Below are 11,890 nucleotides of genomic sequence, written 5' to 3'. Positions count from 1 at the left end.
TCGGCCTTTAAAGCCACGTCGCGCTTAGTTTTGCAACACGTGTTCGAAATAGTGTTCGAATGAGTGTGCGGTTGTGTCCGTCTCGCTTCGTAATTTGTGAGCCATGACGAACACACGAGAACTTGCCCAGCAAATCCGCTCCACCCACTCCGATGCCCTCAACCGCTTCGAGGCAGTGATCCACCACCCGCGCTCACTCGCACGCCCCACTCCCGCTTGGCGGCCACCGACACGGGAGCTGCCACGCATCGGCCACGGACCACAGCTCAAGGCGGCGGTCACCCGCCGCCGTGTTGGACCCCGCGCGCAAGCCCGCATCAAGGGCTTCGGTGAATCCCACGTCCCCGCTTATCTGATTGAGGTCCGCTTCACCGATGTCACCGGCATCACCGTCGACCGCGACCTCGCCGAGGCCTGGGTCCGCGCCCTCGTTCCGTCGTCCATGGCCGGCGCCGTCCACGAGGTCTACTCCCCGACCGGCACTACATTCGTCTGGCTCGTCGACGGGACCTTCACGCCCGTCTACTCCCCCGCCTCCATGTTTGAGGGACTAGCAGCCGCTTAGTCCTCGTCGTCGGTGTCGTCGTCTTCGTCCTCTTCGTCGCCTTCGTCTTCTTCGTCGTCCTCATCATCGTCGAGGTCGTAGTCGTCGAAGTCGTCCTCGTCGTCATCATCGTCGAGGTCATCGAGGTCGTCCTCGGTGTCCTCGTCGGCGTCATCGTCATCGTCCGGGTCATCGGCGCCGAAGATGTCGTAGACATCGGGCTCGTCGAAGTCTTCGTCGTCGAACGGGAGGAGCTGGGACTCCCAGTCCTCGGCGTGGTCGGCGGCGAGAGACAGGACATCGAAGAGGCGGTCGAAGTCGAAAAAGACACCGAGGTCGAGGGTCTCCACTTCGGCGACGGCCTCCGCGTGAAGGCTGGCGAAGAGGCGCTCGCGGTCTTCGTCGGTCAGCTCGGCGTCGCCGTCGGATTCCCACAGCTCGCCGATCGCGTCGTCCAGCAGGTCGTCGTAGGACTCCGGCAGCGCGATGAAGGTGACTGCCGCGCACGGGGTGCCGTCCTGCAGTTCCACCTGGACCTGCAGCTCAGCATTGTCGCCTACTTCGGCGCGGACCAGATTCGGGTCGACCGGGTCCTGGAAGAAGTCAAGGTCGCCGATGCGCTCGTCGGTGCCCTCCAGCAGGTCGCTGAGCACCGTGATCACCTGGTCGGTGGCCATGTGCTTCACCGCGGTCTGCACGGCGTCTTCCACCGAGAACACGACGGAGACGAGTACGGTCTCGAATTCATCGTCGTCCTCGTCGACGTCGGCGGCGGCGATGTACACATTCGCAGCGGGAAGAAGCGGATCGATCTCCACAAAGTGGATCTCCACATCCGAGGTGATTGGCACGAACATCGTGTCGTCGTGCACGCGCGACTCGATCCCTTCACGGTCGAGGCCTGCGGCGATGTCCTCGAAAAAGCTCATGACGACAGCTCCCTCCTGCTGGATTTTTAAGACGCGTTCCGCCTGGCCGACCCCAGCCTAGCCAGGTTCCCCCGACACCGCACCGGATCAACGAGGATTGCACGTACTAATGCCTTCATGGGCTCGCCGCGCGCAATGGAGTCAGAGCACGTCATCGGGTTCGAGACCGAGGAAATCGGTGACGCTTTCAAGCACCTCCGGGCGGCCGGTGCCCCAACTGGTGAATTTGAAGCCCTCCCACGCGCGGCGTTTCTCCGCCTTCGGGTCACGCACCACCTTCGGATCGGCGCTGATCACGGCGGTGGCGCGGCCCGGGGCGTCCTCGGAGCGGAAACCGTAGACCGGCCATTCGTCGCCGACCTGCCCAGTGTGGAAGAACGAGCCCCAGTTGCGCTGCATCATCTCGCTGACTGTCTCGAAATCGCTTTGGGGGCCGAGGCGCTGCAAAATTCCGGCGGGGCTGGAATACGGTTCGCCGAAGACTGCCTCCAAGTCGGCGGTGTGCACGGCCCCGATGCCGAGGCGCTTGACTGCTGGGGCGGCGTGGTCGAAGTGGTACATCCACACATCAGCGACGTGGCGGTGCTCCGTAGCCAGGCGCACCGATGGTGCCCAGAAGACGGCATCGGCGATGAGCTCCGCAAAATCGGAACGGGTCTGCGCGCCGTTGTACGCCTCCAGGATCGCGTCGGCATGCCCCGGATCGAATACCTCGAGCAGGCGGCGCGCGGCGCGTTCTCGGGAACGGTTGAACACGTACATCGCCTTGGTGAAGCTGGCCTCGCCAGAATTCGACCCGATGATGAGCGGCACCGGTGCTTCCTCATTGGCCGTGAACACGTCGATCGGGTGTGCGGGCAGCACCTCACCATCGACGGTGGGCATGAACGCGAGGTTCAGATACGGCAGCTCACCACTGCGGATGAGCAGCGAATTGCCCACACGGACAAGCTCTTCACCGTCGACCTCACGCAGGTCTTGGAGGGTGGAGAGGCGGGACAGGCCCATGCCGTCGAGAAGCTTGCGCACCCACATTGCCGCCTGGATGCGAGTGTGGACCGCGGCGGCGGGCGCGGATTGCGCGACGGCGCCGTGGAACAGCCCGCGTGCCGGAGGCGAGGACATCAGCGTGGTCACGGAAGCCGCGCCCGCAGATTCGCCCATGATGGTCACGCGCTCAGGGTCGCCGCCGAAGCCAGCGATATTCTCGCGCACCCACTGAAGCGCGAGAATCTGGTCCATCGTCCCCGGATTAGCCACGCAATCGGCGCCCAGCGAGCGCAGGTCCAGGTAGCCGAGCACGCCGAGGCGGAAATTGATCGACACGTAGACGATGTCTGTGGCCTTCGCGAACCGGTGTCCCTGCAGCACCTTCTCGTGCGAGGAGCCAGTCAGAAATGTCCCGCCGTGCATGTACACCACGACCGGGAGCTCGTCGTCGGTGTCGGGGCGCACGATGTCGAGCACCAGGCAATCCTCCGTGCCTTTGACTCGGTCATTCCAGCCGTACGTGCCCTGCATCGCCGGGTGTGCGAACCTGCTCGCATCGTGCTCGCCGTCCCACGGCTCGGGCGGATGCGGGGCGCGGAAACGCGCGTCCCCACCCGTGGGCGCACCGAACGGCACGCCGCGCCATGTGCGCATGCCCGTCGTCGGGTCCACAATGCCGCGGACGAGTCCAGCGGTGGTGCGCACGACGGGTTCGGTGACCATGCCTTGCCACTGTAGCCATGCCAGCGCGTACGGGCAGACGCTTGACGACGACCCACCCCGTCCTCCTATAAATTGGTGTGCATTGGCTTTCACGGGCCAGACGACACTGCACCCCAGCGCCTGCCCACCATGCAGGCGCGAACAAAGGAGATGCCACACCATGGCCCTGTTCAAGAAAGACAAGAAGAACCAGCCGGCTGCTACGCCGACTGAGCTGGACGCGAAGACCATCGAGCAGAACGCGAACCTGTGGGGCCGTTCGTTCATCCGCGGTCTGGACCGCGCTGTGCGCCTGCAATCCGGTGTGATCCGCGCCTACGTCGACCACCTGCGCCGCTCGAATCCGGAGGCCTCCCCCGCTGAGATCCAGGCGATGATGGACAAACACTTCATGTACGCCGCCTCCGGCACCGGTGCTGGAGCTGGTGGCGCTGCTGCTATCCCGGGCATCGGTTTCTTCACCGGTGCCGCCGCGGTCGCCGGCGAATCCCTCGTATTCGTGGATCTGGCAGCCGTCTACACCGTCGGCTCCGCCTACCTCCGCGGCGTGGACATCTCGGATGCGGAGCGCCGCCGCGCCATCGTTTTGATGGTGCTGTCGGGTTCGCAGGGCGCGGCGATCGTCGATACGCTCATGGGCCCCGATGCCCAGAAGGTCCCCTCCATTGCGACGGTGTCCAAATTCTCCGGCCCGACCTTGAGCCAGGCCAACAGCCTGCTCACCCGCCAGCTACAGAAGTCCATGAAAAAGCGTCTGCGCCGCATGTGGCTGGGCAAGCTCATGCCGCTGGGCATCGGCGCCGTCGCCGGCACCATGGCCAACCGTGCCCTGGCGAGGAAGGTCATTGAGGGCCTCGTCCCCAACCTCGGCCAGCCGCCCGCTGAATTCACCAATGAGCTGCCTGCGAAGTCCGAGGCGGAAGACGAGATCGACAAGGCCGAGAAGAACAAGAAATTCCGCGTCAAGGCCCTCGTCGACGTGTTCAGTCGCTTCCGCGACAGTGACAAGGACAGCGACAAAGACAGCGACGACCGCGAGGCCGACAAGGACGAGGCAGCCGCGGCAGCAGCAGCCGACGCCGCATCATCGAAGCGCTAGCGGGGAGAAGCCGGGATCACACAGTCAGACAGACGGGAGCGGGCGGGGGTCGTCGATAAGCTGCGCGGGCATCTGCTCACCCGGTCGCTGAACGCGAACCGTGGCTTTGCGGCGCTCACCCTGGTCACAGCGGTGCTGGCGGCAGTGCTGCAAACGACGCTGCCGGGGCTGACCGGCACCGCCGTCGACGTCGCCACTGGCACGCGCGACGGTTCCGTTACGTCAATCGCGTGGGCGATGGCTGGCATCGCCGTCGCCCAATTCGCCTTCCAAGTCCTGCGCCGCTGGGCCGCCGGCAACCTGGCCACGCGCTCACAGCACTACGTGCGCGTGGAGCTTTTGAAAACGCTGCACCGCCTCGACGGGCCAGGCCAAGACCACATCGTCACCGGGCAGATCGTCTCGCGCTCCATTACGGATCTGGGTCAGCTGTTCTCCGTTCTGGCGCTGAGCCCCATGGCGTTTTCGCGCCTGGTCCAGCTAATCCTCACCGTCGCCGTCATGGCCTGGGTGGACCTGCCCCTGACACTTATGGCCCTGGCGTTTTTGCCAGTCATCGTGTGGGTGGCCAACCGCTCGCGCCGCTCGATGTACGCCGCCACGTGGGCGAATCAGCAGACCGCAGCCGATCTGACCAGCCACGTCGAGCAGACTGTCTCCGGTGTGCGCGTGGTCAAGGCCTTCGGGCGGGAAGACCACGAAATCGATGTCCTCGATGGACTCGCGCGGCGCCTCTACGCCGTGAAAATGCGCGCGGCGAAGCTCACCGCCTCCTTCCAGCCCGCGCTGAGCCAGCTACCGAACCTCGCACTCGTTGTCACGATCGTCGCCGGCGGCATCATCGCGCTAAACGGCGGCATGACCGTCGGTGGCTTCGTCGCATTCACCGCGTATCTCAGCTCGCTGACGTCGCTGATGTCCATGCTGGCGAACACGTACGTCACGCTCCAGATGGGCATGAGCGGCATCGACCGGCTCGACGAGGTCTTGCAGCTCGCGCCCGAGCGCCCCGACCCCGCAACCCCGCGCGCGCTGCCCGAGGGCCCCGTCGGCATCGCATTCAACGACGTCACATTCACTGCCGACGGCCGGCGCGTCCTCGACGGTTTCGATCTCACCGTCGCGCCGGGCGAGCAAGTCGCGCTCGTAGGGCCAGCAGGTTCCGGCAAGTCGATGGCCGTGCAGCTCGCCGGGGCGCTCTACACCCCCGAGGGCGGGCACCTCGCGCTCGTCACGCCCGACGGCCAGATCCCGTACAGCAAGCTCACCCACGCCGACATCCGCAGCGCCGTCACGTGCGTTTTCGACGAAGCTTTCCTGTTCTCACTGTCCATCCGCGACAACATCGCCATGGGCGCCGACGTCACCGACGCCGAGATCGCCCACGCCGCGCGCATGGCCTGCGCCGACGAATTCATCAGCCAGCTTCCCGACGGCTACGGCACCGTCGTCGGCGAACGCGGCCTCACGCTATCCGGCGGCCAGCGCCAACGCATCGCGCTCGCCCGCGCACTCCTGTCGCGCCCGCGCGTCCTCATCCTCGACGACGCCACCTCCGCCATCGACGCCGCGACCGAAGCAGACATCCTCGCCAACCTGCGCGATAACCTCCCCGGCGTCACCATCATCGCCGTCGCGCACCGCCAATCCACGGTCGAGCACACCGAACGCGTCATCATCGTGGACCACGGCACATCGCTTATCGACGCTCCCCTCACCCCCGTCCTTACCCACCCCTCCTACACGGCCCTCATGGCCCCCGGCGACACCACTTCCGACTCCCCTCCTCCCGCCGATCCCTCCCATGACCAGCTGTGGCCCGACCTGCCCGACTCCTCGCCTCACGAGCACGTTCTCACCTCCTCCGGCACAGGTGGCGGCGGCGGTGGCGGTGGTGGCCGCGCCCGCGTTGTCACCGCGACACCTGAACTCTTAGAGCGCCTCGAGGCGCTTCCCGACGCTGACGAAGAGCCCACCGGCACGATCCCAGCGGGACTGCGCGCGATGTTCTCCTCGGTCAAATGGCTGATCGCGGCAGTCACCGCCCTCCTCGTCGTGGGCGTGCTGGCGGACTTAAGCTTTCCGACGCTGGTCCGCACAGCCGTCGACAAGGGCATCGCCACCGGCAACGAACGCACCCTCTGGCTCGTCTCCGGCGCCGCCCTGACCGTTGTCCTCATCGCGTGGGCTGCCAACGCCGCGATGACCGTCTTATCCGTCCGCTCCGGCGAGCGCCTCCTTTATGGCCTACGCGTGCGCAGCTACGCCCACCTGCAGCATCTCGGACTGATCTATTTCGAATCGCACCTCTCGGGCCGGATCATGACACGGATGACCACCGACATCGACACCCTGTCCAGCTTCCTGCAGACAGGTCTCGCTCAAGCGATCGTCTCAGTGGGCACCCTCATCGGCGTCGCCGCGATGCTCGTCGCCACCGACGGCTCCCTCGCCCTGACCGCCCTCTACGCCGTTCCGGTCATCGCGATGATCACCGTCGTCTTCCGCCACTACTCCAAGCGATTCCACGCTGCAGCCCGCGCCCAGATCTCCGCCGTCAACGGCGAATTCGCCGAGCTCATCGGCGGGATCCGCATCAGCCAAATGCACCGCATGGAACCGTCCGCCGAAGCGCACTTCACCGCAGAAAGCGAGACCTACCGGCGTCTGCGCATGCGCTCGCAGCTCCTCGTGGCCACCTACTTCAACGGCATGCAGATGATCTCCCAGATCATGACCGCCATCATCATCGCCATCGGAGGCGCACGCATAGCCGACGGCACTCTCACCGTCGGCGTCCTCGTCGCCTTCACCATGTACCTCACCCAGCTCTACGGCCCCATCCAGCAGCTCGGCCAAATCTTCGACTCCTGGCAGCAAGCCACCGTGAGCTTCGACCGCATCCGCGCGCTTCTCGACGAACCCACCACCGTCCCCGACACCGGCACCACCCCGCACGCCTCCGACGCCGCTCGCGGCCCCCTCTCCCTCGACGGCGTCACCTTCTCCTACAGCGCCCGCCCCGATTCCCGCGATTCAGCCGACGCAGCCGAGCCGACCAGCGCTTCTCCGGTCGCGCTGTCAGATGTCACCGTCACCTTCCAGCCTGGCGAGACCGTGGCGCTGGTGGGGGCGACGGGGGCGGGCAAGTCGACCGTCGTCAAGCTACTTGCCCGTTTTTATGATCCCGTGTCCGGCGCTGTGACCGCGAGCGGCACCGACGTCCGCGAATTCCCCTTGCCCGACTGGCGACGCGCACTCGCGCAAGTCCCCCAAGAGTCCTACCTGTTTCCCGGGACCGTGGCCGACAACATCGCGTACGGCGCGCCCGACGCCAGCGAAGCCGACATCGAAGCCGCCGTGCGACGCATCGGCGCGCTCGGCATCATCGCCGCCATCCCCGGCGGCTTCAATCACCGCGTCGGCGAACGCGGCCGCGGCTTGAGTTCCGGCCAACGCCAAATCATCGCGCTCGCCCGCGCCGAAATGCTCCGTCCCGACGTTGTGCTTCTCGACGAAGCCACCGCCACCCTCGACCCCGCCACCGAACGCGCCGTCCTCGATGCCTCCGGACGCGCCACTGCTCACCGCACCGCAATCATCGTCGCGCACCGCCTCGCCACCGCCGCGAGGGCCGACCGAATCCTTGTTATAGACCAAGGACGTATCATTGAAGACGGACCCCACACCGACCTGCTCAAGCGGGGCGGAAAGTATGCAGTATTGTGGGCTGTTAGCCATTGATTGACAATGACCGACAAAGCAATCAAAAGCACACATAGAACGAAGAAACGAGGCGAGTACCTGCCGTGAGCAGCGAGAGCACATTCGGCCAAAACGACTGGCTGGTTGATGAGATGTTCCAGCAGTACCAGGAAGATCCGAACTCCGTCGACGAAGAATGGCGCGAGATGTTCGAAAAAGAGGGTAAGCCAGCCGCGGGCAAGGCCACCCCGCTCGTCTCCCCCGCCGCGAAGAAGGTGTCGGCGAACAACACCCAGCCGCACAAGGCGCGCACCGCGACCAAGGTCGCCGAAACCACCGGTGCCCCAAGCCAGGACGGCCGTGAGACCCGCGTCGACACCGCCGTCAAGGACGTGCCGCAGCCGTCGCAGAAGAGCGCCAACAAGAAGAAGGCCAAGCAGTCCCCGATGGACCGCCTCAAGCCGCTTCCGGAGGCTGGCGAGACCCAGCTGAAGGGCACCTTCAAGGCCATCGCGAAGAACATGGACGAGTCCCTGACCGTCCCGACCGCGACGACCGTGCGCGACATGCCGGTCAAGCTCATGTTCGAAAACCGCGCTCAGATCAACGATCACTTAAAGCGCACCCGCGGCGGCAAGATCTCGTTCACCCACATCATCGGCTGGGCGATCGTCAAGTCCGCTCTGCTCCACCCGGGCATGAACGTCAACTACAAGGTGGTCGACGGCAAGCCGTTCGTCGTCACGCCTGAGCACATCAACCTGGGCCTTGCCATCGACCTTCCGCAGAAGGACGGCACCCGCGCGCTCGTCGTCGCCGCCATCAAGGAGTGCGAGACCCTCACCTTCGACCAGTTCGTCAAGGCCTACGAGGACATCGTCGCCCGCGCCCGCCAGAACAAGCTCAAGCTCGAGGACTTCCAGGGCGTCACCATTCAGCTGACCAACCCGGGCGGCATCGGCACCCGCCACTCCATCCCGCGCCTGACCAAGGGCCAGGGCACCATCGTCGGCGTCGGCGCCATGGACTACCCGGCCGAATTCGCCGGTGCCTCCGAGGACCGTCTCGCCGAGCTCGGTGTGGGCAAGCTGACCACGCTGACCTCCACCTACGACCACCGCGTCATCCAGGGCGCAGAGTCCGGCGAATTCCTCCGCGACATCTCGCAGCTGCTTAACGACGACAAGTTCTGGGACGAGATCTTCAACGCCATGCAGATCCCCTACGCCCCGATGCGCTGGGCCCAGGACATCCCCAACGGCGGTGTTGACAAGAACACCCGCGTGATGAACCTCATCGAGGCCTACCGCTCCCGCGGCCACCTCATGGCGGACACCAACCCGCTGCAGTGGCACCAGCCCGGCCTGCCCAAGCCGGACTCCCGCGACCTGCTGCTCGAATCCCACGGCCTGACCCTGTGGGACCTCGACCGCACCTTCAACGTCGGCGGCTTCGGCGGCAAGGAGACCATGACGCTGCGCGAGGTCCTCACCCGCCTGCGCGCCGCCTACACCCTGCACGTCGGCGCCGAGTACACCCACGTCCTCGACCGCGACGAGCGCGAGTGGCTGCGTGACCGCATCGAAGTCGGCATGCCCAAGCCCACCAGCGCCGAGCAGAAGTACATCCTGCAGAAGCTCAACGCTGCAGAGGCCTTCGAGAACTTCCTGCAGACCAAGTACCTCGGCCAGAAGCGCTTCTCCCTCGAGGGCGCCGAGACCCTGATCCCGCTGATGGATGCCGTCATCGACACCGCCGCTGGCCAGGGCCTCGACGAGGTCGTCATCGGCATGCCGCACCGCGGCCGCCTCAACGTGCTGTTCAACATCGTCGGTAAGCCGGTCAAGACCATCTTCGGCGAATTCGAAGGCAACCTGCAGCCGGCCCAGCAGGGCGGCTCCGGCGACGTGAAGTACCACCTCGGCTTCGAAGGCGAGCACCTCCAGATGTTCGGTGACGGCGAGATCAAGGTCACCCTCGCCGCCAACCCGTCCCACCTGGAGGCCGTCGACCCGGTGCTGGTCGGCATCGCCCGCGCCAAGCAGGACATCATCAACCACGACAACAACACCAACGAGCGTTCCGTCGTCCCGATGATGCTCCACGGCGACGCGTCCTTCGCCGGCCTCGGCGTCGTTCAGGAGACCCTGAACATGTCCCAGCTCACCGGCTACAACGTCGGCGGCACCGTCCACATCGTGGTGAACAACCAGGTCGGCTTCACCACCACCCCGGACCAGGGTCGCTCCACCTACTACGCCACCGACTTGGCCAAGGGCTTCGACTGCCCGGTCTTCCACGTCAACGGCGATGACCCCGAGGCAGCTGCCTGGGTCGGCCAGCTGGCCACCGAGTACCGTCGCGAATTCGGCAAAGACGTCTTCATCGACCTCATCTGCTACCGCCTCCGCGGTCACAACGAGGCCGACGACCCGTCGGTGACCCAGCCGCTCATGTACGAGCGCATCGACTCCCACCCGTCCGTGCGTACCCGCTACACCAAGGACCTCATCGGTCGTGGCGACCTCACGGAGGAAGAGGCGGAGATCGCCAAGCAGGACTTCCACGACCAGTTGGACTCCGTGTTCAACGACGTCAAGGAAGGCGGCGGCTCCCCCGCCTCCCAGCACGGCATCACCGAATCCCAGTCGCTCACCCGCGGCCTGGACACCTCCATCACGGAGGCAACATTCCAGGAGCTTGCCGACGCCTACGCCAGCCTCCCCGCCGACTTCACCCCCAACAAGCGCCTCAAGTCGGTGCTGAAGTCCCGCGGCGGCTCCTTCGACAACGGCAACATCGACTGGGCGTGGGGCGAGCTCCTCGCCTTCGGCTCGCTGGCCGCTGAGGGCAAGCTCGTGCGCCTCGCCGGCGAGGACTCCAAGCGCGGTACCTTCACCCAGCGCCACGGCGTCCTGTTCGACCCGAATACCGGCGAGCAGTACAACCCGCTCGATGCCTACGCCATCGAGTCCGGCAACGGCGGCCGCTTCAACATCTACAACTCGGCTCTTACCGAGTTCGGCGGTCTCGGCTTCGAATACGGCTACACCGTCGGTAACCCGGGCGCACTCGTCGCATGGGAAGCACAGTTCGGTGACTTCGCCAACGGCGCCCAGACCATCATCGACGAGTACATCTCCTCCGGTGAGACCAAGTGGGGTCAGCTGTCCAGCCTGATCATGCTGCTGCCGCACGGCTACGAGGGCCAGGGCCCGGACCACTCGTCGGCACGCATCGAGCGCTTCCTGCAGCTCGTCGCCGAGGGCTCCATGACGATCGCTCAGCCGTCGACGCCGGCAAACCACTTCCACCTGCTGCGTCGTCAAGCCTTGGGCGATATGAGCCGCCCGCTCGTCGTTTTCACCCCGAAGTCGATGCTGCGCAACAAGGCCGCTGTCTCCCAGCCGGCGGACTTCATCGAGTCCAAGTCCTTCCGCTCCGTTATCGACGACCCGAATATCGTCGACGCGAAGAACAAGGTCATCGGCGATGCCGACAAGGTCACCACCATCATGCTGTGCTCCGGCAAGATCTACTATGACCTTGAGAAGCGCCGCCAGAAGGACGGGCGTGACGATGTAGCCATCATCCGCATCGAGATGCTCCACCCGATCCCGTTCAACCGCCTCAACAAGGCATTAGCCAACTACCCGAACGCCAAGGAGGTCCGCTTCGTGCAGGACGAGCCCGCCAACCAGGGTCCGTGGCCGTTCTACAACGAGCACCTGGCCAACCTCGTCGACAACCTGCCGCCGATGCGCCGTATCTCCCGCCGCGCACAGTCCACCACGGCGACCGGCGTGAGCAAGGTTCACCAGCAAGAGGAGAAGGCGCTTATCGACGAAGCCTTCGCCTAACCTTCTCCCCTCCCTACCCCGCCCCACGCCCTTTCACCGG

At 65.4% G+C, this 11,890-nt stretch carries 6 protein-coding genes; 4 read left to right on the top strand and 2 right to left on the bottom strand.

Features of this window, described 5'->3' with window-relative positions; genetic code table 11:
* Window positions 1-103 precede the first annotated feature (103 nt).
* A complete protein-coding gene (locus ACUY2Y_RS04140) occupies window positions 104-565 on the top strand; it encodes a hypothetical protein (protein WP_448324923.1) in 462 nt (153 codons plus the stop codon).
* Here the strand turns inward: ACUY2Y_RS04140 and ACUY2Y_RS04135 are convergent.
* A complete protein-coding gene (locus ACUY2Y_RS04135; RefSeq protein WP_448324922.1) occupies window positions 562-1,473 on the bottom strand; it encodes a hypothetical protein in 912 nt (303 codons plus the stop codon). The two genes, ACUY2Y_RS04140 and ACUY2Y_RS04135, sit on opposite strands and share 4 nt — an antisense overlap.
* A 141-nt stretch (window positions 1,474-1,614) precedes the next feature.
* On the bottom strand, window positions 1,615-3,186 hold the full coding sequence (locus tag ACUY2Y_RS04130) for a carboxylesterase/lipase family protein (protein WP_448324921.1): 1,572 nt from the start codon (window positions 3,184-3,186) through the stop codon (window positions 1,615-1,617).
* Window positions 3,187-3,352: 166 nt separating this feature from the next.
* Between ACUY2Y_RS04130 and ACUY2Y_RS04125 the strand changes: the two genes are divergently transcribed.
* The 3 genes from ACUY2Y_RS04125 to ACUY2Y_RS04115 all read left to right on the top strand — a co-directional run bounded on the left by ACUY2Y_RS04125 (window position 3,353) and on the right by ACUY2Y_RS04115 (window position 11,850).
* Window positions 3,353-4,285 carry a hypothetical protein gene (locus ACUY2Y_RS04125; RefSeq protein ID WP_448325022.1) on the top strand — a complete coding sequence of 311 codons (933 nt, stop codon included), beginning with the start codon at window positions 3,353-3,355 and terminating at the stop codon, window positions 4,283-4,285.
* A gap of 132 nt (window positions 4,286-4,417) precedes the next feature.
* Window positions 4,418-8,029, top strand: coding sequence for an ABC transporter ATP-binding protein (locus ACUY2Y_RS04120; RefSeq protein WP_448324920.1), 3,612 nt, complete (start codon window positions 4,418-4,420; stop codon window positions 8,027-8,029).
* A 65-nt stretch (window positions 8,030-8,094) separates the two neighbouring features.
* Window positions 8,095-11,850, top strand: a complete 3,756-nt coding sequence (locus ACUY2Y_RS04115; protein ID WP_448324919.1) for a multifunctional oxoglutarate decarboxylase/oxoglutarate dehydrogenase thiamine pyrophosphate-binding subunit/dihydrolipoyllysine-residue succinyltransferase subunit — start codon at window positions 8,095-8,097, stop codon at window positions 11,848-11,850.
* Window positions 11,851-11,890: the final 40 nt, after the last annotated feature.

This window comes from Corynebacterium sp. 20-84, from assembly GCF_053479455.1.
This window is presented reverse-complemented; position numbering and strand designations above follow the sequence as displayed.